This is a genomic window from Mycetocola sp. Y719 (genome assembly GCF_056713205.1).
Genome location: NZ_JBWYGY010000002.1, coordinates 128,184 through 152,431 on the forward strand (window position 1 = coordinate 128,184; position 24,248 = coordinate 152,431).

Sequence of the window (24,248 nt, forward strand, 5' to 3'; positions counted from 1 at the left end):
ATCAACGCGGAGGGTACTTGCGGATCGACACACCGGGAAAAGCGGGCGCACAGCCATTCTAGGGCATCAGCGCCGGAGTTCCCTGTGCCTTTCGCTGTCGGCGTGGTGGGCCGGTTCAGGCACCCGCCCGGAATCGCCTGAGCCTGAGACTGTTGAGCACCACGAAGACGCTCGAGAACGCCATGGCCGCTCCGGCCACCATCGGGTTGAGCAGCCCGAACGCGGCGAGCGGAAGAGCGGCGACGTTGTATGCGAAGGCCCAGAACAGGTTGCCGTGGATCGTGCCGAGCGTCCTGCGCGACAGCTCGACCGCGTCGGCGACACCGCCGACGTCACCGCGGACGAGGGTGATGTCCGCGGCCGAGATGGCGGCATCCGTCCCTGTTCCCATCGCGATGCCGAGGTCTGCGGTGGCCAGAGCGGCCGCGTCGTTGACGCCATCGCCCACCATGGCGACCCGCGAACCTGTCGACCGCAGCCGGAGGATCTCCTCCACCTTCTGTTCGGGCAGCACGCCTGAGACGACCCGGTCGATGCCGACCTCCGAGGCGACACGCTGCGCCGCGCGCTCGTTGTCGCCCGTGAGCAGGACAGGGGTGAGGCCGAGTGCCCGCAACCGGTCGACGGCCTCGCGCGCTCCGGCCTTGACCCGGTCGGACACCTCGAAGACACCGCGCACCTCGCCGTCCCAGCCGACCACGACGGCAGTGGCGCCACGGGCCTCGGCGACCGACACCGCATCGGCGAGAGGACCGGGCATCACGCAACCGTGCGCCGCGGCGAATCGGGGCCTACCGGCGACGACATCGAAGCCGTCGACGGTCCCGGTGACTCCGAGTCCTGCCACCGCGACGAATCCGGCTACCGGCGACAACGGGAGCTCGCCTGCCCCCGCGACGATGGCGCGGGCGATCGGATGCTCGGACGCCGCCTCAAGCGAAGCCGCACGGGAGAGCGCGGCAGCATCTGTCGTGGTGATGTTCACGAGCGTCATCGCTCCCGTTGTGACCGTTCCGGTCTTGTCGAGGACGATGACGTCGATCCCCCTGACTCGTTCGAGCGCCTCCGGCCCGGTGATGAGGATGCCGGACTGCGCGCCGCGACTGGTGCCCACGAGCAGCGCGACAGGCGTCGCCAGGCCCAGCGCACACGGGCAGGCGATGATGAGGACGGCGACGGCGGCAGTGAACCCGGAGGACAGCGGGTTGCCGGTGATCACCCATGCCGCGAGCACGACAACGGCCAGGCCGATGACGATCGGTACGAAAATCGCCGAGATGCGGTCGGCCAGCCGCTGCACCCTGCCCTTCCCCAGCTGGGCGGCTTCGACGAGTCTGGCCATCTGCGCGAGCTTCGTGTCGCTCCCGACGCGGGTCGCCCGCACAACGAGCCGCCCACCGCCGGCGACGGTCGCCCCGGTGACGTGGTCGCCTGCGGTCACATCGACGGGCACGGATTCGCCGGTCAGCATGCTCACGTCGACGGCAGCGCTGCCCGACTCGACGATGCCGTCCGTGGCGATCCGCTCCCCCGGACGCACGAGGAAGACGTCGCCGACGGCGAGCTCGTCGACGGGGATCGTCTTCTCGGCGGCGTCCTGGAGAGCCGTCCCCGGCCGCAGCACCGTGACGTCCTTCGCGCCGAGCTCCAGGAGCGCGCGCAGCGCCTGCCCGGCCGTGCGCTTCGAGCGCTGCTCGATGTATCGGCCGAGCAGCAGGAAGACGGTGACCCCGGCGGCGACTTCGAGGTAGATGGCGGATGTCGCATCCGCGTCTGGAGTGAACAGCCGGAACTCGTGGGTCGCCCCCGGCATCCCGGCCATGCCGAAGAAGAGCGCCCACACCGACCAGAGGAATGCTGCACCCGTGCCCATGGTGATGAGGGTGTCCATGGTGAGCGCGCCGTGCCGGAGATTGACCCAGGTCGCGCGGTGGAACGGATACCCACCCCACACGACGACCGGCGCGGCCAGGGTAAGCGACAGCCACTGCCAGTTATCGAACTGCCACGCAGGGACCATGGCGAGGACGACTACCGGAAGACTGAGGAGAGCGCTGATGATCAGCCGGGTGCGCAGCGGCGTTGTGGCGACCAGAACGGGAGGATCGGCCGGCGGCGACACCTTCGCGGGTTCGATCGTGGCGACATACCCGGCCGATTCGACCGCGGCGACGAGTTGATCGGTGGACACGGCGTCCGGGAAACTGACGTGTGCCTTCTCGGTCGCGAGGTTGACCTCCGCCGTGACCCCGTCCAACCGTGTGAGGCGCTTCTCCACCCGGGAGACGCAGCTCGCGCAGGTCATACCGGCGATGTCGAGTGTTGCGGTGTTCCCGGTCATGACGCCCCTCCCGCGCCCATCGGGCGCACGCTGTCCACGATACCCCTAGGGGGTATCGTGGACAAATCGCGTCAGGTTCCAGGGGCGGTGTCCGCAAGCCATCGGTCGAGCTTCGACGGCTTGTCCGTGATGATGCCGTCGACGCCCAATGCGCGCGCCTGCGCCCAGGTCTCGGTCGAGTTGAGCGTGTACACCATCACACCCAGTCCTGCTGCGTGCATCGCATCAACGACATCCGGCCTATTCTCGATCGCCTGCGCCGGCGTGACGACCCCGATCACCCGGAAGGACCTGGCGAATGCGACGACATCGTCGGGCAGCGAGCGGACGATGGCGACGCGCGGCGTGGCGGGCGCCAGGGCCGCTGCGCTCGACAGCGAACCGAGGTTGAAGCTCATGAAGATGACCCTGTCGCCGAGTTCATAGCTGGTGAGCAGATCGGTGACCACACCGAGGTCGTCGACTGACCAGTACCCCTTGAGCTCGAGCAGGGCCTTCTTGCCGCTCGGCGCGAGGACGGCGAGGAACTCTTCAAGGGTGGGGATCCGCTCCCCTGCGAAGTCGCTGGAGTACCAGGAGCCGGCATCCAGTGCCTTCAACTCAGCGAGGGTCTTCTCGGCAACGGGACCACTGCCATCCGTGGTCCGGCCGACGTTCCTGTCGTGGAAGAGCACGGGCACGCCGTCACTGGAGCGGGACACGTCGGTCTCGACGAATTCGAGCGGCGAGTCGATCGCCCGGCCGAGCGCGGCGAGCGTGTTCTCCGGCGCCGTCGACCGGTCTCCGCGATGGCCGGCGACGAAGGACGGGTCGCCGGGATTCCGGAGCTCTCCGAACATGTCTGTGGCGTACACGGGAGTGCTGGCCGGGTTGAGGATGAGCAGGACCACGATGGCAACGGCCGCGCAGAAACTGGCGCCGAGCGGGTAGATCCCCGCTGGGCGCGTGCTGGGTGTCGTCATCGACCACCTGTTCCTTTTCGGGCAGAAATTGGTGTGGATTCACTCTAGGGGGTGCCGTTACCGTTTCGTTACCTTTCTCTTTTCGGCATGGAACCCCAGAACGGGGGTGGATGTGTCGCGGAGCGATGGTGTCTGCTCCTCAGCTCAAACATTGAGCGGGGACGCGGAACGATGATGTCTGCTCCTCAGCTCAAACATTGAGCGCGTACCGGGCCCTCCGGCCGCGGACGGCCTCCGGGCCCGCTACACGCTCAAAACTCGACACCCCGCAAACACCATCGCTCCGCTCGGTTATCTGGGCGAGATGTCGGACTGCTCATGTAATGGCGCTCAGCACCCTCGACTACTCGGGTGCGGCGCGGAGCATCCGTTCGGCTGACTCACGGACGAAGGCCGCGAACTCCGGGTTCCCCTCGATCCGGTAATCCACTCCCGCCTCGATCCACGCCAGCGCTCCGATCATCGCCTCGAACGATTCGCCTCCGATCGGCCATCTGGTCGCCTCGGGTCCCGCTGACGTCGCACCGTCCGACCACGGACCGAACCGGGCGGTCATGACATCCAGAGGGATATCCATCACGACATCGGCTGTCTGCCGAACCTCGTCCAGCGACGCAACCGCCGCCTGAATGAACTCGGCAGCGTCCTCGGCGGGAAGTGTGCGCTCAGGACCTCGCACCCTGGTGTTGAACAGGCCGCTCAGCCGGTCGACACGGAACGTGCGCCAGTCGAAACGGTTGACGTCCCAGGCCACGAGGAACCAGTGACGCGAACTCGACACGATCGAGTGGGGTTCCACGAGCCGTTCGCTCTCAACGCCGTCCCTCGCCTCGTAGTGGAACCGGATGCGATCGCGGTCGCGGCAGACGAGGGCGAGTTGCCCGAGCAGGTCGGCAGGCACCCGTGGCACGTCGCGGCGGCGCATCGGCTGCACGTCCGCGAGCGCGTTGACCCGGCGGCGGAGCTCAGGCGGCAGCAGCTGTTCCAGTTTCGCCAGGGCCGTCAGGGCGGTCAGCTCGCCGTCGGCGATGCCTTCAGAGGCGTACGACCGAAGTCCGATGGCGAGGGCGACGGCCTCACCGTCCGTGAGCAGGAGCGGCGGCATGTCAGCGCCACCCTCGAGCTGGTAGCCACCGATCGACCCGCGGGTCGCCGAGACGTTGTACCCCAGCTCACGGAGGCGTTCGATGTCTCGGCGCAGGGTCCTGGCGGTCACCCCGAGACGCCCGGCCAGTTCGGGTCCCGGCCAGTGCCGATGCGTCTGGAGCAGGGTGAGGAGCTCGAGGGTCCGGGATGTGGTCTGCGACATACCTCCATCTTTCCTCGCAAAGAGGACAGAAAGCGACCTCTTTCCCTTCTACCGTTGTTTTCATGACGAACGACACCATGATCAGCACCTCGAACCTGGGCAAGCAGTTCCGGGTCAAGAAGACCACGACAGACGCCGTCACCGACCTCAACATCGAGGTGAAACGCGGCGAGCTCGTCGCGTTCCTCGGCCCGAACGGTGCGGGCAAGTCCACCAGCCTCCGCATGCTCACCACCCTCCTTCCCCCGACGCGGGGGTCAGCGACCGTCGCGGGTTTCGACATCCTCAGGCAGCCGGCCGACGTTCGGTCGCGGATCGGTTACGTCGGGCAGGGAAACAGCGGCGGCCACAATCACCGGGTCAGGGATGAGTTGCTCTACCAGGGGGCGTTCTACGGGATGACCCGCCCGGCGACGGCGAAGCGGGCGGATGAGCTCATCGAGTCGCTCGGCCTGGCCGGGCTGGAGAAGCGCGCGGTCCTCGGGCTGAGTGGAGGCCAGAAGAGACGCCTCGACATCGCGCTCGGTCTCGTCCACTCCCCCGAACTGTTGTTCCTCGACGAGCCGTCGACCGGTCTCGACCCTCAGAGCAGGGCCAACCTGTGGCAACACATCCTGACCCTCCGGCGGGAACACGGAACGACGATCTTCGTGACCACCCACTACCTCGAGGAAGCCGACCAGTTCGCCGAACGCGTGATGGTGATGGACTCGGGACGGATGATCGCCGACGACACCGCGCCCGCGCTCAAGACCAGGCTGGCCGGCGACGTCATCAGCGTGGGTTTCGGCTCTCCGGCCGAGGCTGCCCGTGCCGACGACCTCGTCCGGTCATGGATTCCCGGTACCAGGACGGCGCGATCGGCAGCGGACGAGCGCACCCTCGAGATCACCCTCGAGCACGGCGAAGGCGTGCTTCCGCGGATCATCCGCGACCTCGATGACTCCGGACTTCCGCCCGTGACTGCGGCGCTCCGCCAGCCCACGCTCGACGATGTGTTCCTGGCCCTCACCGGGCGCAGCCTTCGCGACGACAGCGCGACCGAACCGACCGCCGATCCGTCGGCATCCCCCCAGAATGCAGAGGTGTCCTCATGACCGCGATCGCCCTTCCCGCCAGACCCCATGTGGCGCGGGACACCTGGAACGTGTTCCGGCGCGAGCTCCAGCCGGTGCTGCACGACCCGTTCTCGCTGATCTTCAGCCTGCTCCAGCCGGTCGTGTTCCTCGGCCTGTTCGGGCCGCTTCTGATCGGATCATCTGGCGAGCCGGTCTCTGTCGTGCTCGCATGGTTCGTCCCAGGCATCCTCGTGATGATCGCCCTGTTCGGAACCAGCGCCACCGGCTCCAACTTGCTCTACGAGATGCAGACCGGGTCGCACGAACGCACACTCGTCGCCCCGATCGCACGGTCGGCGCTGCTCGTCGGCCGGGCGCTCAAGGAGATGGTCCCGATCATCGTGCAGGCGACCGTCATCGCGCTCGTCACGATCCCGTTCGGGTTCCAGCTCAACGTCGCCGGTTTGGTGGTGTCGCTGGTGCTGCTCGCCATCTTCGGGATGGGCTTCGGTGCGCTGAGTTATGCCCTCGCCCTTGCCAGCCGCGCCAAGGACTGGATGTTCTGGGCGGTGCAGCAGGCGCTGATCTTCCCGCTCATGATCCTGTCCGGGATGCTCCTGCCCATCGAAGAGGGACCCGAATGGATGCAGGTGGCTGCGGCGTTCAACCCGATCAGCTACGTGGTCGGAGCGACTCGCGCGCTGTTCGCAGGGGACTTCGGGTCACCCGATGTTCTCGCGGGGTTCGTGGCAGCAACGCTTCTCGCGATCGTCGGTCTGCTGGTCGGGATCACGGCGATGAAGAAGAGCCACTGACCGCTGGAGGGACCGGTCGGCCCTGAGTCCCGCGCGAACGTCGTGTGATCGTCAACCTGTGGGGCTGAGGAGTGTCTGCGGGGTGTCGAGTTTTGAGCGTGTAGCGGGTCCGGAGGCCGTCCGCGGCCGGAGGGCCCGCTACACGCTCAATGTCTGAGCTGAGGAGCGGACACTCGTCAGCCCGACCACTCAATGTCTGAGCTGAGGAGCAGACACTCCTCAGCCCCACACACCCCAGCAAAACTAGATCAGGCTCTTCGTGTGCCAGACGGTCTTCGTCTCTGTCAACGCCGTGATCCGGTCGAGGCTCGGCGCCGCCAGGTCGGTTCCACCCTCTGGGCGGAGCACCCGCTTGAGTGTCTCAGCTGCGGCGATCTCGAGGTCGACCCAGTCGAGCGCAGCTGCGCCGGTCAGGTCGATGGCGTTGACGTCGGCGTGCGACGCCAGCCACGGTGCGACTTCGGCCGATGATCCCGTGAGGATGTTCACGACACCGCCGGGGACGTCGCTCGTCGCGAGCACCTCTGAGAGGCTGATCGCCGAGAGGGGCAGCCGCTCGGATGCGAGCACCACGACGGTGTTGCCGGCGACCAGCGCAGGAGCGACGACGCTGACGAGGCCGAGCAGCGACGAGTCCTGCGGGGCGACGATGGCGACGACACCGGTCGGCTCGGGTACGGAGAGGTTGAAGTACGGGCCGGAGACCGGGTTCGCGTTGCCGGTGACCTGGACGTACTTGTCTGCCCATCCGGCGTACCAGACCCAGCGGTCGATGGCTTCGTCGACCTGACGTGTTGCTGCGGCGGTCGAGACGCCCTCAGACTGGACGATCTCGTCGATGAACTGCGCACGACGACCCTCGAGAAGTTCGGCGATGCGGTAGAGCACCTGGCCGCGGTTGTACGCGGTGGCGTTCGCCCAGCCGGACAGGGCGCCGCGGGCGGAGAGGACCGCGTCACGGGCATCCTTGCGGGATGCCTTGGCTGCGTTCGCGAGGAACGCGCCCTTCTTCGTCACCACTTCGTAGGTGCGGCCAGACTCCGAACGGGGGAACTTTCCGCCGATGTAGAGCTTGTAGGTCTTGGGAACGGCGAGGCGGCTCATTTGTCGCTCCCCTTCTTCTTCGTGATCGTTGCGGTTTCGGTGACGTCGGCTGCCGGAGCTGCCGTGACGGCGCGCGGCGTTCCGGCCGGCTTCAGGTACGCGGCGAGTCCGTGACGACCGCCCTCACGGCCGTAGCCGGACTCTTTGTACCCGCCGAACGGGCTGGCCGGGTCGAAGCGGTTGAAGGTGTTCGCCCAGATCACGCCGGCGCGGAGCTTGTCTGCCACCGCGAGGATACGGCTGCCCTTGTCACTCCAGATACCAGCAGACAGGCCGTACGGAGTGTTGTTGGCCTTGGCGATGGCCTCGGCCGGCGTACGGAAGGTCAGCACGGACAGCACAGGCCCGAACACCTCCTCACGGGCGATCCGGTGACTGGTCGACACGTTCGTGAAGATGGTCGGCGCGAACCAGAAGCCGTCTGTCGGCAGCACGCAGTCGGGGCTCCACCGTTCGGCGCCCTCGGCCTCTCCGACGTCACTGAGCGTCTTGATGCGCTCGAGCTGGGCGGCCGAGTTGATCGCGCCGATGTCGGTGTTCTTGTCGAGCGGGTCTCCCAGGCGGAGGGTCGACAGGCGTTCCTTGAGCCGGTCGACGACCTCGTCGTGAATGTTCTCCTGCACGAGGAGACGCGAGCCTGCGCAGCAGACATGGCCCTGGTTGAAGAAGATCCCGTTGACGATTCCCTCGATGGCCTGGTCGATGGGCGCGTCATCGAAGACGATGTTCGCGGCCTTTCCGCCGAGTTCGAGGGTGACCCGCTTGTCCGTGCCTGCGATCGCCTTCGCGATGCCCCGGCCGACATTCGTGGATCCGGTGAACGCGATCTTGTTGACATCGGTGTGGTTGACGAGCGCGGATCCGGTTGCGCCGGCACCGGTGATGATGTTGACCACACCGGGCGGGAGGTCTGCCTGCTGGAGGATCTCGGCGAAGAGCAGCGCGGTGAGCGGTGTCGTCTCGGCCGGCTTCAGCACCACGGTGTTTCCGGCAGCGAGCGCAGGCGCAATCTTCCACGCCAGCATGAGCAGCGGGAAGTTCCACGGGATGATCTGGCCTGCGACGCCGAGCGAAGCGGGGCCTGCGCCTGCACCGGCGTAGTCGAGCTTGTCGGCCCAGCCGGCGTAGTAGAAGAACCAGGCGGCGACGAGCGGCACGTCGACGTCGCGGCTCTCCTTGATCGGCTTGCCGTTGTCGAGGCTCTCGGCCACGGCGAGTTCACGGGCGCGCTCCTGGACGAGGCGGGCGATGCGGAACAGGTACTTGCCACGGTCGGCGCCGGACATCCTGGACCAGGTCTTGTCGTACGCCTTGCGTGCGGCGGCGACGGCGCGATCCACGTCTTCGTCGTTGGCCGAGGCGATCGTGGCGATCGTCTTCTCGGTGGCCGGGGAGATGGTCTGGAACGGGGTCCCGTGTCCGTCGACGAATTCACCGTTGATGAACAGGCCGTACTCGCTCCTCAGGTTGAGGATCGCGGTCGATTCCGGTGCTGGTGCGTAGTTGAGAAAGCTCATGGTCATCCTTAATCGATCGTGACGTAGTCGGCGCCGGAGTAGTGCCCGGTCGTCATCTTCTGCCGCTGGAGCAGGACGTCGTTCAAGAGGCTCGACGCGCCGAACCGGAACAGGTGCGGCTGCAGCCACTCCTCTCCGACGGTCTCGGCGACGGTCACGAGGTATTTGATTGCATCCTTCGAGGTGCGGATGCCTCCGGCCGGCTTGACGCCGATCTTCTCTCCGGTGAGGCGGTGCCAGTCGCGCACGACTTCGAGCATGAGGAGCGTGACCGGGAGGGTGGCCGCAGGGGCGACCTTTCCTGTGGAGGTCTTGATGAAGTCGCCACCGGCGAGGATCGAGAGCCAGGATGCGCGGCGGACGTTGTCGTAGGTGTTGAGCTCGCCGGTCTCGAGGATCACCTTGAGGTGGGCGTAGCTGCCGTCTGATCGGCGGCAGGCCTCCTTGACGGCGACGATCTCGTCGTAGACCTGGCCGTAGCGGCCGGAGAGGAACGCGCCGCGGTCGATGACCATGTCGATCTCGTCTGCACCGGCGTCGACGGCATCCGCGGTGTCGCTGAGCTTGATCGCCAGCGAGGCCCTTCCGGACGGGAACGCCGTCGCCACAGCGGCGACGTTGATACCCGAGTCGGTGCCTGCTGAGTGGTGGGAGCCGAGCGCGTCGACGGCATACGGGACCATGTCGCCGTACACGCAGACCGCGGCGACCCTCGGGGTCGACGGGTCGGAGGCGTCCGGCGTGACCGCCTTGGCGACGAGCGACCGTACCTTGCCCGGGGTGTCGGCACCCTCGAGCGTGGTCAGGTCGATGAGTTCGATGATCGTGTCGAGCGCCCACTTCTTCGATGTGGTCTTGATCGAGCGCGTGCCGAGGCCGGCTGCGCGCTGCTCGAGGCCGACGGCGTCGACCCCGGGGATGCCCTCGAGGTAGCGTCGCAGGCTCGCGTCGGTGACGGGGCCGTCGAAGAGTTCGAGCGCCGTCGGCCGTGGAACCACGGCCTTCTGGGTGTCTGTCATGGATTCCTCCTGTGCGGTGGCCGGTTCAGGCCGAAAATTCGGGATTCAGCAGATCGAGGGCCGTGCCCTCGTCGGTGACGAGTACGGTGCAGAGCCCGCTGGTGACGACGGCGCGGGCGACGGCGTGTTTTCCTTCGCCCGCGATGACCGCGATGCTCGTCTGGGCGTTACGGAGAGTGTCGAGGCTCATACCGACGGTTCGCTCGTTCAACGACGGGTCGACGATCATCCCTGCGGCGTCGATGTACCGGCCGACGACGTCCCCGACGGCACCACGTCGAACGAGTTCGTCGACGTCGGCCCCTGTGAGGTATCCGCTCTCGACGAGGGCGGAGTCGGCGCCGGCGACACCGGCGCTGTAGAGGTAGGCCGAGGCGTTCGCCGCCATGCTGAGCACTCCGGCCACCGTGCGGTCGGCTTCGATGCTCTGCTTGGTTTCCAGACGTTCGAGGATCGCCGGGCTCGGCAGCAGAGTGGCCTGGCCGGATGCTTTCCGTGCGATCTCGAAGGCCGTGGCGGCAGCGGTTCCCGCGCGCTGGTTGACGCTGACACCTCCGTTGATCTGGACGACGTTCACGCCGGTCGCCCAGTCCTCTGCGAGGTGCTCGGCGACGTCGTGCAGCGTGCGACCCCAGCTGATGCCGAGGGTGCGGGGAACGGGTCGGAGACTCGCCAGGTAATCGGCTGCGCCCTGAGCGGCGCGGGCGCGGAGGTCGTCGGCTCCGTTGGTGCCTGCTGTCGGCACCACGATGGCATCGGAGAGACCGAAACGTTCGGTGAGGGTGCGCTCGAGGGTGAGCCGGCGAGCACGCGGGTGCACGATCTCGATGCGGATGAAGCCCTTCTCCTTGGCGGACGCAAGGAGGCGACCGACCTTCCATCGGGTGAGCTTGAGGATCGCTCCGACTTCGTCCTGCGTCTTGTTCTCGTCGTAATACAGCTCGGCTGCGCGGATGGAGAGCAGTTCGTCGTTATCGATCGTCGTCAACGCTTTTCCCTTCACCCTGGTCGTGTTCCAGCGTAGGTGGAGGCCGTGCTCATATCAACACTCGTAGGGGTTCCTGCTCATATGAGCAGGAGGACGACACCCGCTCCCCCGGATGTTGGGCCGTCAGGCTCCGTCTTCGAGCTTGCCTCCGCGGGCGAGGACGGGCCCGGCGGCGGTGACGGCCAGAGCGAGCACGAGAAGGATGAGAAGCGGCACCGTCCATCCGCCGGTCACCTCGTGCACGATTCCGACCACGAGGGGCCCGAGCGCGCCGACGAAATAGCCGACGCTCTGCACGAAGCTGCTGAGCGCGATGGCTCCGTCATGCGTCCGTGTCCGCAGGTTGATCAGTACGAGGGCGAGCGGGAAGAGGAGCGGTCCGAGACCGATGAGCGCCACCCACACGATGGTCGCTGTCGCGGGGAAGAAGAGCAGGCCGAGGTACCCGGCGACGAACAGGCAGACGGCGAGATAGACCAGGAGCGCGACGTTCTTCATCCTGCTGGCGAGCACGGGGATGAGCAGGCCGGCCGGGAATCCCATGAGCGCGAAGACGGACAGCATTGCGCCCGCGGTCGCCTCGTCCATCCCGGCGATGTCCTGCAACATCACGGGGAGCCAGGCGAACATCGCGTACGCGCTCATCGAGGAGACGGCGAATGCCGCGGTGAGCGCCCAGGCGAGCGGCGAGCGCCAGAGCCCGCGGACGACATCCGAGCGCGCCTCCTCGACGACGCTCCTGTCGCCGTTCCGACGCCCATGCACCAGCGCACTGATCCATGGGATCACCGCGACAAGGCTGACGACCGCCCACATTCCCAGCGACACGCGCCAGCCTGCGGCATCCGCGACGGGGACGACGATCAGGGGCGGGATGAACGCGCTCACGGAGAGCATGGTCACGTAGAGGGTGGTGAGGAGGGCGATCCGGTCAGGGAAGTACTTCTTCACGAGCGGCGGCAGGAGAACGTTGCCGATGCCGAGCCCGGCGAACGTGACGGCACTCCCGAGGAGGAGGATGCCGACGTTCCCTGCGGTGCTGCGGATCAGGTGCCCGGCGAAGATCGCCGCGAGCGCCGCGATCAGCACGGGTTCCAGGCGGGCCCGACGGACGAGCATCGGGGTGACGATGCCGAAGACGGCGAAGCAGATCGGCGGGAGGGCGCCGAGGACGCCGATCGCCACAGCGCTCAGCGGGATCTCGGCGGAGACGCGCCCGAGGATGGGCGAGAGAGCGCTGACGGCCGCGCGGAGGTTCGCCGCGACGAGGATGATGCCGACGAAGGCCAGGACGCGCCCGGCGAGAAGGGGGCGTTCGGCGGCAGTCACCCGTCAAGCTTAGGCCGCTCATGGCGCTCGACCGCCTCGAGCGGACCCGCGTATGGTGGGGGCATGTCTGCCCCCGGTTCACGCTCAGATCGCTCCGCCTCTGCGCGCGGTGAACGGATCGCCGACGCACTCGACATCGTCTGCGACGGCCTCGACCGCCTCACCGCCTCACAGTGGACGACCCCGAGCATGTGCGACGGCTGGAGCGTGAAGGATGCGATCGCCCACCTGGTCTGGCGGGTGGGCACTCCATCGCTGAAGCTCGCCGGCGATGTCGTGCGCGCGTCTGTGACCGGGCGCCACCTGAACCCGATGGCGTCGTTCGATGACATCGCCCGCGGCATCGCGGACAGCGGCGGCACGGACGATCTGAGGCGCAGGCTGCGGGCCGTGGCGAGGGACAAGGCCGCCGGTCGCGGTCGGCGCAACCCCGGCGAACTCGTCGAAGCCGTCGTCCACGGTTACGACGCGCTCCACCCCCTGGACGTCCGCCTGCCGTTCAGTGCCGAGACCACCTACGAGGTCGCGACGATCAGCGCGGTCACCGCGTCACGGCACACCAGGGCTTTGCTGCGGCACCGCACCCTCGTTGCGGCCGACGCCGGCTGGCGAGTCGGAACCGGGTCGGAGATCGTGGCGGATGCCGCGAGCATCATCCTGTTCCTCAACGGCAGGAAGGCGATGCAGCCACCTCAGCGATCGGCCATCTTTGCGCCGGCACCGACACCCGGGCTCGCGTAGGACTGCTCGGCCCGACTCAGGAGAGCAACTGGCGCACGCGTTCGACGTCATCGCCCATCTGGACGATCAGAGGCTCGATACCGGTGAACGCCACCATGCCGCGGATCCGTTCGACGAATTGGACCTCGACGACCTGGTCGTAGAGATCGATCTCCTCGTCGAGCACGTAGGCCTCGACCTGCTTCTGGGCCACGCCGTCGAAGGTCGGGTTGTTGCCGACCGAGATCGCCGCCGGATACCTGGCCTGGCCGACCTTCAGCCAGCCGGCGTATACGCCGTCAGCGGGGATGAGGCCGTCGGAATCCGGGGAGAGGTTCGCGGTGGGGTAGCCGAGCTCGCGGCCGCGTTTCGCACCGTGGACGACCATCCCGCGCACGGCGGGGGCGTGGCCGAGGAGCACCGCGGCGTCGGAGACACGGCCGTCGGCGAGGAGTTCACGGATCCAGGTCGACGAGACCCTCCGTCCGTCCCTCGGCATGACGTCGCCGACGATCTCCACATCGAAGCCGTGCCGGCGACCGAGCTCGGTCAGCAGGGCGACATCCCCAGCGCCGCGATGGCCGAACCGGAAGTCGCTTCCGACGAGGACGAGCCTGGCGTGCAGCGCGTCGACGAGGATGGTCGTCACGAAATCCTCGGGGCTCTGCAGCGAGAGGGCGCGATCGAAAGCGAGGATGAGGGTCGCATCGACCCCGGTGCCGGCGAGCAGGTCGATCTTCTGCTCCGGTCCGACGAGCGCAGCAGGGCATTTCTCGGGCGCAAGCAGGGCGAGCGGATGGCGGTCGAAGGTCACGACGACCGAGCGGAGCCCCTGCTCCCCAGCCGCCTCGCGCAGTCGGCTGATGACGGCGCGATGACCGGCATGCACGCCGTCGAATTTGCCGATGGTCACCGCCGATGGGCCGAAATCATCTGGGACGTCGGCCGGCCTCGAAAACGTGATCATGCAGCGGCACCGGATGCCGGGCGGTGCCTGGCCAGCCACCACAGGCCGAGGATCGGCAGTACCAGCGGAATGAAGAGGTAGCCGCGGCCGAAGTAGGACCACACGGTGTCATGCGGGAAGAGCTCCGGGTCCAGGATGCTGAGCATGCCGATGACGAGGACGCCGACCAACTCGAAACCGATGGTGATCCAGGCGACGCGGTACCAGCCGGAGCCGCTCCGGACGAGCGCGATCGTTGCGACGATGTACACGACGGCGGCGAGCGCGGACAGCGCGTAGGCGACGGGCGCCTCGGAGTAACGGCTGACGATCTGAACGAAGGAGCGGCCGGTGGCGGCGAGGGCGAGGATGCCGTAGACGACGACGAGTACCCTGCCGATGCCCGAGATACGCGCGGGTCGTGCCACGGTCTTGGTGGTTGAGTCTGTCGTCGCAGGAGATTTCGTCATGACCACACCAGTGTATTCGCCATCGGGACTGCCTCAGGTCCGCCTGTCACGGCGTCGGTGTCGTCCAGATCTGCTGCATCCGGTAGACCATGACGGCGATGGCCAGCGCCGCGGTTCCGAGGATCACCGTGCTCCACCTGCTGCGATCGACGAGCGCCCAGAACCCGGCCGCGATCGGCAGGATCACCGCCGAGACCAGGTAGGTGTAGAACTCGAGCACGTTGCCCACCGGCTCGTTGCCCGCAGCGGGCGAGACGATGGCGACCACCAGCTGGACGATCAGCAGGAGTTCGACCAGGGCGAGCGCTCCGAGGCTGAGGTCGCTGGGTTTGCGCCCCGCGAAACCGAGTGAGAGGCAGAGCAGGCCGGCGAGGACGGCGACGACGACCTGGATGGTCGTGAACCACTCGATCATCGCGCGGCCTTGTCAGACGCGGCCTCGTCTGCGGGGAAGTTCACGGCGCTCTTGGCGACACCGTCCGTCACCCGCAGCAGCCCGACGAGCCGGTGGTCGGGGGCGACCGCCGCATACAGGCCGTCGGCTCCGGGCTCGCCGATGTTGCCGAGACCGTCGGCGTCGATCCGTTTTCCGTGCCCGAGGTCGATCGCCTGGGTCTCGGTGAGCGCGACTGCGGGGAAGATGACGGATGCCGCGTCTGCCGGTCCGATGAGGCTGGTCGCGACGTCGAGGTCCTCGAGCCGTGGGGCGTCCGTCACTTCGAACGGTCCGATCCGCGTGCGGCGCAGCGCGGTGAGGTGCCCGCCCACTCCGAGCGAGGCGCCGAGGTCCCTGGCGAGCGCGCGGATGTACGTCCCGGACGAGCATTCGACCCTCACGTCCAGGTCGATCGTGCCTGCGGCATCCGTCCGTCTGAGGACTTCGAAGGTCGACACCGTCACCGGGCGAGGCTTGAGTACGACGTCTTCGCCCGAGCGGACCAGGGCGTATGCACGTTTGCCGTCGACCTTGATGGCGCTGACGCTCGAGGGCACCTGGCTGATCGGACCGGTCAGGGCCGCGACACCTGACGTGATCGCGTCGTGGCTGACCCCAGCGACGGCATCCGGATCCGCCGTCGTGACGGTGTCGCCCTCGGCGTCGTCTGTCGTCGTCGTCTGGCCGAGACGGATGGTCGCGAGGTACTCCTTGTCCTGCCCGACAAGATACGTCAGCAGACGGGTCGACGAGTTGACGCCGAGGATGAGCAGACCGGTGGCCATCGGGTCGAGGGTGCCGGCGTGGCCGACGCGTCGCGTCCCCGCCAGCCGACGGGTACGCGCGACCACGTCATGACTGGTGATTCCCTGGGGCTTGTCCACGAGCAGGATTCCGGAACTCACTGCACTCCTCTTGCCGGCCGACAGACCATCTTCCCACAGCGGATCGGACGCCGCGGCTGCCTCGAGGATCGTAGGCTGGCGGAATGCGAATCGCCGTGATCGGAGCCGGAGCACTCGGCTGCACCTTCGCCGCCCTGCTGGACCGGGCGGGCCACGATGTGACCCTGGTCGCCCGCGGGGCGCAACTCGAGGCCGTGCAGGCATCCGGTCTGACGCTCTCCGGAGGATTCGGGGACTGGCAGACGACCCGGCTCGTGGCCGCACAGCGCCTCACCACCCAGGCGGACCTCGTGCTCCTCTGCGTGAAGGCCCAGGACTCCTCAACGGCACTGGCCGAGCACGGCGACAGCATCGGCGGCGCGCCGGTCCTCGTCGTCCAGAACGGCCTCGACGGGGTGGCGACTGCGGCCGCCGCGCTCCCGGACTCGTCGTGCTTCGGTGCCCTGTCGATCATCGCCGCGTCCTACCTCGAGCCGGGGTCGGTGACGGTGACCACACCGGCAACCACTTACATCGGCCGCGGTACGGGCGAGCCCGACGACGAGGTGCTGCGCTGGGAGGCGGAACTCGGCGAGGCACTCCGGCTGCGGGCGATCGGAAACTTCGTCGGGGCCCAGTGGACCAAGCTCGTGGTGAACCAGATCAACGCCCTGCCTGCGATCACCGGTCTGAGCGCGCAGGAGGTCATCGGCGACACCAGGCTGCGTCTCGTGATGACCAGGAGCATGCGGGAGGCCGTCCGTGCCGGCGTGCTCCGCGGCATCCGTTTCGGTGCCCTGCAGGGACTCGGAGACCGTCGCCTTCGGCTGTTCGCCCGACTCCCCCTCGTCATCGGCCAGGTGCTGCCGGCCCTGTTCAAGGCGAGGATGGGCCCTGTGCCGAATCCGGGTTCGACGCTGCAGTCGCTCAAGCGCGGGCAGCGCACCGAGATCGACTATCTCAACGGCGCCGTCGTGAGGGAGGCCAGGCTGGCCGGGCGAAACGCACCGGTCAACGCGACTCTTACAGCACTCGTGCACGAGGTCGAGGAGTCCGGCCGGTTCCTGATGCCGGCCGAGGTCCTGGCTCGACTCCCCCGCTGACCCGCCGATCTCCTACGTACTCACTCTTTCCGGACCTGCTCACCCGATACGCGGGGTGAGTGCGTCCGAAACAGGTGAGTGCGCCGGGAATGCCTGGCCGTCAGCAGCTGTCGAGGTACAACCGCGACGGATGCGACTCGTCGGTGTTGTCGATGGCGATGGACGCCCTGGTGCGCGGGCCTGAATCGGCCTGATAGATGGCCTGCCCGCCGACGTAGCGTGCGTTGGATGCGGCATCCGGTCGCGGATCGACCCGGATGGACTTCTGCAGCCTCTGGTAGGCCTCGGCGGCAGGGACCTCGAGCCAGATCGAGTAGTGCCACAGTCCGCGCAACTCGGGTCTGTGGAGGAAGACGCCGTCGACGATGAGGAACGCGTCCTTCGGACCGGTGACCCAGCGCATCTCCTCGCCGACGTTCCGTTCCTCGTCGAAGCCGACGAGCTGGAACCCGGTGCTTCCCGCCATCCGGAACGGCTCGATGAGCGCGCGTTTGAAGAGGGAGTAGTCGAACGAGTCGTTGTAATACCCGTCGGCCGAGTCGCGGCCCCGGGCGTAGCGCTCCTCCCGTGGCCGGTGGAAGTCATCGATCGTGGCCCGGAACACCGCATGATCCTCTTCGCGGAACACCTCGGCGAGATCGTCTGCGAACCCGGCCGTGCCTGAGCCGCTTCTCCCGTCGACCGCGATGATGACCCGTCCGACGCGGTAGTTGTGGGTGATCTCCGTCCGAAGGTCGCGCAGGAGGTCGACCCGCGGCGTGGTGACAAGTCTCATGTTCCCGAGCCTACTCCGCAGGAATTCGCGGCTGAAGTGAAAGCACCGCCCGGTGTCGCCTACGCTGGATCCGATGCGCACCACGCCAGCCCTCGCCACCCGGATCATCGGCTGGTTCGCCGAGAACGGCCGCGACCTGCCCTGGCGCCGACCCGGTTTCCCCGCCTGGGGGACCCTGGTGTCCGAGTTCATGCTGCAGCAGACGCCGGTCGCCCGGGTCATCCCCCGGCTCGAAGAGTGGCTCCGACGCTGGCCGACGCCGGCCGACCTCGCAGCGGTGCCTGCCGGGGAGGCCGTGCGCGCCTGGGCCAACCTCGGCTACCCGCGCCGTGCGCTGTGGCTGCACCGGGCGGCCGTCGAGGTCACCGAGCGGTACGGCGGAGTCGTGCCGCACGACGTCGAAGACCTCCTCTCGCTCACCGGGGTCGGCGACTACACAGCGAGGGCCGTCGACGTGTTCGCGTACGGCCACCGGCATCCGGTCGTCGACACCAACACGCGGCGAGTGCTCGCCAGGGCCGTCGACGGGGACGGTGAGCCAGGGCCGCCGTCCGCCCGGCGCGACCTCGCGGCCCTGGAGTCGCTGCTGCCCGACGATCTCGTGGAGGCACACGCGTTCAACGCCGGGATCATGGAGCTCGGAGCGATCGTCTGCACGGCGCGGGCCCCCCGCTGCGAGGCGTGCCCGATCGCGGATGCCTGCGCGTGGCGGCTCGCCGGTTACCCGGCGTTCGAGGGAAAGCGGAAGGCCGTGCAGAAGAAGTACGAAGGAAGCGACAGGCACGTACGAGGGCTCATCATGGCCGAACTGCGCGCCGCCCACGTGCCGGTGACGAGACTGGAGATCGATTCGCTCTGGCCGGATGCCGCCCAGCGCGACCGGGCGCTGGCGGGTCTCGTCTCCGACGGGCTGGCCGTGGAACAGAAACAGGGCTACGTGCTGCCCTGAGGCGGCACGCAGCCCTGTCGGTCTGTGTCCTAGTCTTCGTCGTCCGCGATGACGCGCGGCTTGACGTACGGGTCCTCGTCGCCGGCATATGTGGCCGTCGACTTGAGCGCCTCGATGGACTCATCGCGCTCACGCGCCTGCGCGAGGAGCTCGTCCAGGTGCTTGGCGTTCTCCGGGAGAGCGTCGTGGATGAACTCGAGGCTCGGGGTCAGCCGGGCCGTGATGTTCTTGCCGACCTCGCTGCGGAACATCCCCTTGGCTGCTTCGAGAGCAGCAGCCGAGTCGGCGCGTTCCTCGTCGGAGCCGTACACCGTGTAGAAGATGCTGGCGTGCTGGAGGTCGCCGGTGACCCGGACATCTGTGATGGTGACGAAACCGAGCCGGGGGTCACGCATCCCGCGCTCGATGCGCTTCGCGATGATCTCCTGGATACGGTCAGCCAGTTTGCGTGCTCGTGGGTTCTCGCCCATGATTTTCTCCTTCGGCCAGGGACCCGGGTCGGGTCCGTGGGAAATTCATCACCGGGAGCCGACGACGGCAGCCTCCGAAGAGGCTGCCGCAGTCGACGAGAGCCTAGACGCGCGGCTTCTCTTTCATCTCAGTGGTCTCGATCTCGTCACCGATCTGGATGTCGTTGAACTTGCCGAGGCCGATACCGGCTTCGAAGTCCGTCCGAACCTCGGTGACGTCGTCCTTGAAACGACGCAGCGACTCGATGGCAAGGTTGTCCCCGACCACGACACCGTCGCGGATGACACGGGCACGAGCGTTCCTCGTGATCGTGCCGGAGCGGACGATGACACCGGCGATGTTGCCGAACTTGGAGGAGCGGAACACCTCGCGGATCTCGGCGACACCGGACTGGACTTCTTCGTACTCGGGCTTGAGCATGCCGGTGAGGCTTGCTTCCACATCGTCGATGGCGTTGTAGATGACCGAGTAGAACCGGATGTCCACGCCTTCGCGAGCGGCACGTTCCCGAGCCTTCGGGTCTGGGCGCACGTTGAAGCCGATGATGATCGCGTTGTCGATGGTCGCCAGGTTGACGTCCGACTCGGTGATCGCGCCGACACCGCGGTGGATGATCCGGAGCTGAACCGAATCGTCGACCTCGATCTTGAGCAGCGACTCCTCGAGTGCCTCGACGGCACCGGAGACGTCACCCTTGATGATGAGGTTGAGCGATTCGACCTTGCCCTCTTCGAGTGCACGGGTGAAGTCCTCGAGGCTGATGCGCTTGCGGGACTTGGCCAGCTGGGCGTTGCGCTCCGCTGCTTCACGCTTTTCAGCGATCTGGCGTGCGGTGCGGTCATCATCCGTGACGAGGAACGTGTCACCGGCGCGAGGCACCGAAGACAGACCCTGCACCTGGACCGGGCGGGACGGCGTGGCGAACTCGACGGCGTCGCCGTTCTCGTCTGCCATGGCGCGAACGCGACCGTAAGCGGTACCGGCGACGATAGGGTCTCCGACCTTCAGCGTTCCCGACTGGATGAGCACGGTTGCAACAGCACCGCGTCCCTTGTCGAGCTTCGCCTCGATGGCGACACCGCGTGCGTCCTTGTTCGGGTTGGCGCGCATGTCGAGTCCGGCGTCAGCGGTGAGCAGCACGGCGTCGAGCAGCTGCTCGATACCGATGTTGTTCCGCGCAGACACGTCGACGAACATGACGTCTCCGCCGTACTCTTCGGCGACCAGTCCGTATTCGGTGAGCTGCTGGCGCACCTTCTGCGGGTTGGCGTCGTCCTTGTCGATCTTGTTCACTGCGACCACGATCGGCACGTTGGCGGCCTGTGCGTGGTTGAGCGCCTCAATCGTCTGCGGCATGATGCCGTCATCTGCTGCGACCACGAGGATCGCGATGTCGGTGACCTGCGCACCACGTGCACGCATGGCGGTGAACGCCTCGTGACCAGGTGTGTCGATGAAGGTGATGGCGCGGTCGACGCCTTCGTGCTCGGCGTGCACCTGGTAGGCACCGATGTGCTGGGTGATGCCACCCGCTTCGCCCGCGACGACGTTCGCGTTCCGGATCGCGTCGAGCAGTCGGGTCTTACCGTGGTCGACGTGACCCATGACCGTGACAACGGGGGGACGCGCTTCGAGTTCTTCGTCGGTTTCGTCTTCGAGCTCCTGGTCGAGGTCGATGTCGAAGCCTTCGAGAAGCTCGCGATCTTCTTCCTCGGGAGACACGATGAGGATCCGGTAGCCCAGTTCTTCACCGAGGATGCCGAAGGTCGCCTCGTCGAGGGACTCAGTCGCCGTGGCCATCTCACCGAGGTGGAACAGCACGGTGACGAGGTTTCCGGGGCTGGCGTCGATCTTGTCGGCGAAGTCCGAGATGGATGCTCCGCGGCGGAGACGGACGATGGTCGTACCGTCACCACGGGGAACGCTCACGCCGCCAAGCGACGGAGCTTCCCTGAGCTCGAATTCCTGCCTCTTGGCCCGCTTCGACTTGCGCGACTTGCTCTTGCCGCCACCGCGACCGAACGCTCCAGCGGTTCCACCGCCGGGGCCACGGCCACGACCGCCGCCACCTGCGGGGCGGTTCGGACCGAAGTTCGAGCCGGGTGCACCGGCAGGTGCGCCGCCTGGGCGCTGGAAGCCGCCGCCTGCAGCGCCGCCTGGGCGCTGGAAGCCGCCGCCGGCCGGACGGCCTGCGCCGCCTGGACGCTGGAAACCGCCACCGCCTGGACGCTGGCCCTGGCCGGGTCCACCCGGACGCGGTGCGCCTGGACGGGGTGCCCCTGGCCGGGGTGCCTGCGGACGAGGAATGTTGCTCGGGGTGGGTGAGGCCGGGCGCTGGCCCATGCCCTGTGCACTCGCGAACGGGTTGTTGCCCGGACGCGGCGTACCGGTCGGGCGCTGGCCCATGCCCTGCGCACTGGCGAACGGGTTGTTGCCCGGACGAGGTGCGCCTGGACGGGGTCCGCCTGGTGAGGCTGCCTTGTCATCCGTACCGGCTTCTGCGGGTGCGGCGGCAGGAGCCTCGGCAGCGGCCGGAGCCGGAGCCTCGGTCTTCTCCGCGGCAGCAGGAGCGGCGGGCGCCTCAGCTGCCGGCGCCTCAGGGGCGGCCGGAGCTGCTGGTGCGGGTGCCGGAGCGGGTGCAGGTGCCGGAGTGGGGCGTGAGCCCGGCTTGGCAGTTGACTTTGCCGCGGTTTTCGCTGCGGGTGCGCCGTCGCCTGCGGCAGCGGGCTTGGCGCCGTCTGCCTCGAGGGCAGCACGAAGCTTCCGTGCAACGGGGGGTTCAATGGTCGAAGAGGGCGACTTGACGAACTCGCCCAATTCCTTCAGTTTCGCAAGGGCTACCTTGCTGTCGACACCGAGCTCGGAAGCGATCTCGTGTACGCGTGGTTTTCCAGCCACAATTCTCCTGTCTGGGTCCACCCAGACAGGGCAGACCGTTAGTTACGGACGGGTCTCATTTCGAGCCGCTCATTAGTTGTCCATTAGCCGTTCAGCCTGTTCTCTCGTACTGAATTTTCTAGTGCTGCCGTGTCGAGGTTCCCGCTGTGTCGAAGGGCACGCCCGAAGGCCCGCCGCTTCGCTGCGAGTTGGTAACACTGGATTTGCGGATGCAGCCACGCCCCTCGACCGGGTAACGTCGCGGTGGTGTCCACCACGAGTTCCGATTCCCGGGCGACGACCCTCAGCAGGGAGGATCTGTCGGCGCGCGTGCGGCATCCGACGCACGTTCTAACAGGTTCCATCCTAGCACCCCGCGAAATCGGTCCCTCTTCTCCCCGGATGGTGTCAGTTGTCTTCGAGGATCGAGTCGGGCTGGATGTCGATCTTCGCGCCGGTGAGCTTCGCGGCGAGGCGGGCATTCTGGCCCTCCTTGCCGATCGCCAGGGACAGCTGGTAGTCGGGGACGAGCGCGCGGACGGCCTTCGTCGACTCGTCGAGGATGAACGAGCTGGTCACCTTGGCCGGCGACAGCGCGTTCGCCACGAACGTGGCCAGGTTCGGCGAGTAGTCGACGATGTCGATCTTCTCGGCGCCGAGTTCTTCGGTGACGGCGCGCACGCGGCGACCGAGTTCACCGATGCAGGCGCCCTTGGCATTGACGCTCGGGTCGTTGGCTCGGACGGCGATTTTGGTGCGGTGGCCGGCTTCGCGGGCGAGCGAGACGATCTCGACGACGCCTGACGCGATCTCGGGAACCTCGAGTGCGAACAGCTTGCGGACGAGCGACGGGTGGGTGCGCGAGAGTGTGATCTGCGGTCCCTTCATCCCCTTGGAGACGCTCGTGACGTAGACGCGGATGCGCGCACCGTGGCGGTACTCCTCGCCAGGGACCTGCTCCTCGGGGGGCATGATGCCCTCGATCGTTCCGAGGTCGATGTGGACCATGCGCGGGTTGGGACCCTGCTGCACGACACCGGCGACGATGTCGCCTTCACGGCCCTTGAACTCGCCGAGGATCGCGTCGTCTGCAAGGTCGCGCAGGCGCTGGTTGATGACCTGCTTGGCAGCGAAAGCGGCGATGCGCCCGAAGTCTTCAGGAGTCGATTCGGCTTCACCGATGACAACGCCTTCATCGTCGAGTTCAGGAACGAGGACGGCGACGTGGCCGGTCTTGCGGTCGAGTTCGACGCGCACGTCGGGCTCGGCTTCGCCCGGTTCGGTCTGGCTCTTCACATACGCGGTGCGAATGGCCTGTTCGATGATCTCGACGAGCTCATCGAATGGGATCTCTTTCTCCCGCTCCATCATCTTCAGTACGTTGAGATCGATGTCCACCGGGTACCCCTCTATTCAGCTGCCACCGCCACGCAAACATTGGCGGATCGATCTACTAACTTACCCGACCTCGCCGGCATCCGTCACCACTCGGGCCACGGCACCTGCAACCATCAGGTGCCCCGAGAATTATCCGCTCGAAGCAGCGCCCAGATCTCCACGTCGTGATTGCGGCCCTGGTGGTACCACGCGCCCCTAGCCACGCTTTCGAAGGTGAAGCCGGACTTCTCCGCCACCCGCCTGGATGCCTTGTTGTCCGGATGGATGACGAGGCGGAGCCTGTTCACCTTCGTTCGACCGAACAGGTAACCGCTGAGCAGCCGCACCGCCTCGGTGGCGATCCCCCGGCCGGCATACTCGCTCGAATAGAGGATGTAGCCGAGCTCGATCTCGTCGAGGTAGTCGACTGTCGCGAAGAACTCGATGTGACCGAGCATGGCATCACCGTCGCCGGCGATGATCAGGGTGCCTTCCTTCGGCTCCCAGAAGCCCGTCTTCTGATAGCGTTCCCGGAACGTCGGCCAGGCAGAGACCCCGATCGGGTAGAACTCGCCACGGTTTCGAATGTCTTCGTGGAAGTCGTACATGCGCTCGAGGTCCGTCTCGCGGACCAGCCTGAGGTGGATCTGGTCTCCCTGGAGCACGATGCCCCCTTCGCTCAGCTGCGCGGGCCGGCGGTGGCCCCCGGCTCACAGGTTACCGATGGCTCCGGATGCCGTCCACCGCCGGCCGGCAGGTCGCGCCGTCCCCGAGAAAAGTGGCCGAACCGACCCGAAA

Annotated in this window: 23 protein-coding genes; 5 read left to right on the forward strand and 18 right to left on the reverse strand. The window is 67.2% G+C overall.

What is annotated here, in order from left to right:
* Positions 1-115: 115 nt before the first annotated feature.
* The 3 genes from AC1M0F_RS06960 to AC1M0F_RS06970 all read right to left on the reverse strand — a co-directional run bounded on the left by AC1M0F_RS06960 (position 116) and on the right by AC1M0F_RS06970 (position 4,612).
* Positions 116-2,341 carry a heavy metal translocating P-type ATPase gene (locus AC1M0F_RS06960; RefSeq protein WP_480237496.1) on the reverse strand — a complete coding sequence of 742 codons (2,226 nt, stop codon included), beginning with the start codon at positions 2,339-2,341 and terminating at the stop codon, positions 116-118.
* A gap of 71 nt (positions 2,342-2,412) precedes the next feature.
* Positions 2,413-3,303 (reverse strand): glycerophosphodiester phosphodiesterase, encoded by an 891-nt coding sequence (locus AC1M0F_RS06965; RefSeq protein ID WP_480237497.1) that lies wholly within the window; start codon positions 3,301-3,303, stop codon positions 2,413-2,415.
* A 343-nt stretch (positions 3,304-3,646) separates the two neighbouring features.
* Positions 3,647-4,612 carry a helix-turn-helix transcriptional regulator gene (locus tag AC1M0F_RS06970; RefSeq protein ID WP_480237498.1) on the reverse strand — a complete coding sequence of 322 codons (966 nt, stop codon included), beginning with the start codon at positions 4,610-4,612 and terminating at the stop codon, positions 3,647-3,649.
* A gap of 62 nt (positions 4,613-4,674) precedes the next feature.
* Here AC1M0F_RS06970 and AC1M0F_RS06975 point away from each other — a divergent pair, with 62 nt between their 5' ends.
* Positions 4,675-5,709, forward strand: a complete 1,035-nt coding sequence (locus AC1M0F_RS06975; protein WP_480237499.1) for an ABC transporter ATP-binding protein — start codon at positions 4,675-4,677, stop codon at positions 5,707-5,709.
* On the forward strand, positions 5,706-6,485 hold the full coding sequence (locus AC1M0F_RS06980; protein ID WP_480237500.1) for an ABC transporter permease: 780 nt from the start codon (positions 5,706-5,708) through the stop codon (positions 6,483-6,485). Before AC1M0F_RS06975 ends, AC1M0F_RS06980 begins: the two co-directional genes overlap by 4 nt.
* Before the next feature lie 243 nt (positions 6,486-6,728).
* Here AC1M0F_RS06980 and AC1M0F_RS06985 read toward each other — a convergent pair whose 3' ends face one another.
* The 5 genes from AC1M0F_RS06985 to AC1M0F_RS07005 all read right to left on the reverse strand — a co-directional run bounded on the left by AC1M0F_RS06985 (position 6,729) and on the right by AC1M0F_RS07005 (position 12,442).
* Positions 6,729-7,589 (reverse strand): aldehyde dehydrogenase family protein, encoded by an 861-nt coding sequence (locus AC1M0F_RS06985; RefSeq protein WP_480237501.1) that lies wholly within the window; start codon positions 7,587-7,589, stop codon positions 6,729-6,731.
* Positions 7,586-9,106, reverse strand: coding sequence for an aldehyde dehydrogenase family protein (locus AC1M0F_RS06990; protein ID WP_480237502.1), 1,521 nt, complete (start codon positions 9,104-9,106; stop codon positions 7,586-7,588). The genes AC1M0F_RS06985 and AC1M0F_RS06990 overlap by 4 nt, the downstream gene beginning before the upstream one ends.
* Positions 9,107-9,114: 8 nt before the next feature.
* Positions 9,115-10,125: a deoxyribose-phosphate aldolase gene (deoC, locus tag AC1M0F_RS06995; RefSeq protein ID WP_480237503.1), complete on the reverse strand. Its 1,011-nt coding sequence runs from the start codon at positions 10,123-10,125 to the stop codon at positions 9,115-9,117.
* Positions 10,126-10,150: 25 nt separating this feature from the next.
* Positions 10,151-11,113, reverse strand: coding sequence for a sugar-binding transcriptional regulator (locus tag AC1M0F_RS07000; RefSeq protein WP_480237504.1), 963 nt, complete (start codon positions 11,111-11,113; stop codon positions 10,151-10,153).
* A 123-nt stretch (positions 11,114-11,236) separates the two neighbouring features.
* Positions 11,237-12,442 carry an MFS transporter gene (locus AC1M0F_RS07005; protein ID WP_480237505.1) on the reverse strand — a complete coding sequence of 402 codons (1,206 nt, stop codon included), beginning with the start codon at positions 12,440-12,442 and terminating at the stop codon, positions 11,237-11,239.
* Between the two features lie 63 nt (positions 12,443-12,505).
* Between AC1M0F_RS07005 and AC1M0F_RS07010 the strand changes: the two genes are divergently transcribed.
* Positions 12,506-13,183: a maleylpyruvate isomerase family mycothiol-dependent enzyme gene (locus AC1M0F_RS07010; RefSeq protein WP_480237506.1), complete on the forward strand. Its 678-nt coding sequence runs from the start codon at positions 12,506-12,508 to the stop codon at positions 13,181-13,183.
* A gap of 16 nt (positions 13,184-13,199) precedes the next feature.
* On the opposite strand, the gene AC1M0F_RS07015 is transcribed toward AC1M0F_RS07010, so the two are convergent.
* The 4 genes from AC1M0F_RS07015 to truB are packed head-to-tail and all read right to left on the reverse strand — an operon-like array spanning position 13,200 to position 15,919.
* Positions 13,200-14,129, reverse strand: a complete 930-nt coding sequence (locus AC1M0F_RS07015; RefSeq protein ID WP_480237507.1) for a bifunctional riboflavin kinase/FAD synthetase — start codon at positions 14,127-14,129, stop codon at positions 13,200-13,202.
* Complete coding sequence (locus AC1M0F_RS07020) at positions 14,126-14,578, reverse strand: hypothetical protein (protein WP_480237508.1); 453 nt, start codon at positions 14,576-14,578, stop codon at positions 14,126-14,128. The genes AC1M0F_RS07015 and AC1M0F_RS07020 overlap by 4 nt, the downstream gene beginning before the upstream one ends.
* 46 nt (positions 14,579-14,624) lie before the next feature.
* Positions 14,625-14,993 (reverse strand): hypothetical protein, encoded by a 369-nt coding sequence (locus tag AC1M0F_RS07025; protein WP_480237509.1) that lies wholly within the window; start codon positions 14,991-14,993, stop codon positions 14,625-14,627.
* On the reverse strand, positions 14,990-15,919 hold the full coding sequence (gene truB / locus AC1M0F_RS07030; protein WP_480237510.1) for a tRNA pseudouridine(55) synthase TruB: 930 nt from the start codon (positions 15,917-15,919) through the stop codon (positions 14,990-14,992). The genes AC1M0F_RS07025 and truB overlap by 4 nt, the downstream gene beginning before the upstream one ends.
* Positions 15,920-16,002: 83 nt before the next feature.
* Between truB and AC1M0F_RS07035 the strand changes: the two genes are divergently transcribed.
* Positions 16,003-17,001, forward strand: coding sequence for a ketopantoate reductase family protein (locus tag AC1M0F_RS07035; protein ID WP_480237511.1), 999 nt, complete (start codon positions 16,003-16,005; stop codon positions 16,999-17,001).
* Between the two features lie 100 nt (positions 17,002-17,101).
* On the opposite strand, the gene AC1M0F_RS07040 is transcribed toward AC1M0F_RS07035, so the two are convergent.
* Positions 17,102-17,776: a nucleoside/nucleotide kinase family protein gene (locus AC1M0F_RS07040; protein ID WP_480237512.1), complete on the reverse strand. Its 675-nt coding sequence runs from the start codon at positions 17,774-17,776 to the stop codon at positions 17,102-17,104.
* A 73-nt stretch (positions 17,777-17,849) separates the two neighbouring features.
* Between AC1M0F_RS07040 and AC1M0F_RS07045 the strand changes: the two genes are divergently transcribed.
* Positions 17,850-18,725 carry an HhH-GPD family protein gene (locus AC1M0F_RS07045; RefSeq protein ID WP_480237513.1) on the forward strand — a complete coding sequence of 292 codons (876 nt, stop codon included), beginning with the start codon at positions 17,850-17,852 and terminating at the stop codon, positions 18,723-18,725.
* 29 nt (positions 18,726-18,754) lie between these two features.
* Here AC1M0F_RS07045 and rbfA read toward each other — a convergent pair whose 3' ends face one another.
* From rbfA to AC1M0F_RS07070, 5 genes are all read right to left on the reverse strand, one after another.
* Entirely contained in the window at positions 18,755-19,195 is a 441-nt protein-coding gene (gene rbfA / locus AC1M0F_RS07050; RefSeq protein WP_480237514.1) for a 30S ribosome-binding factor RbfA, read from the reverse strand.
* A 103-nt stretch (positions 19,196-19,298) separates the two neighbouring features.
* Complete coding sequence (infB, locus tag AC1M0F_RS07055) at positions 19,299-22,094, reverse strand: translation initiation factor IF-2 (RefSeq protein ID WP_480237515.1); 2,796 nt, start codon at positions 22,092-22,094, stop codon at positions 19,299-19,301.
* An 83-nt stretch (positions 22,095-22,177) separates the two neighbouring features.
* Positions 22,178-22,555: a YlxR family protein gene (locus tag AC1M0F_RS07060; RefSeq protein ID WP_480237516.1), complete on the reverse strand. Its 378-nt coding sequence runs from the start codon at positions 22,553-22,555 to the stop codon at positions 22,178-22,180.
* Entirely contained in the window at positions 22,482-23,471 is a 990-nt protein-coding gene (gene nusA, locus AC1M0F_RS07065; RefSeq protein WP_480237517.1) for a transcription termination factor NusA, read from the reverse strand. The genes AC1M0F_RS07060 and nusA overlap by 74 nt, the downstream gene beginning before the upstream one ends.
* 113 nt (positions 23,472-23,584) lie before the next feature.
* Positions 23,585-24,115: a GNAT family N-acetyltransferase gene (locus AC1M0F_RS07070; RefSeq protein ID WP_480237518.1), complete on the reverse strand. Its 531-nt coding sequence runs from the start codon at positions 24,113-24,115 to the stop codon at positions 23,585-23,587.
* Between the last annotated feature and the right edge of the window lie 133 nt (positions 24,116-24,248).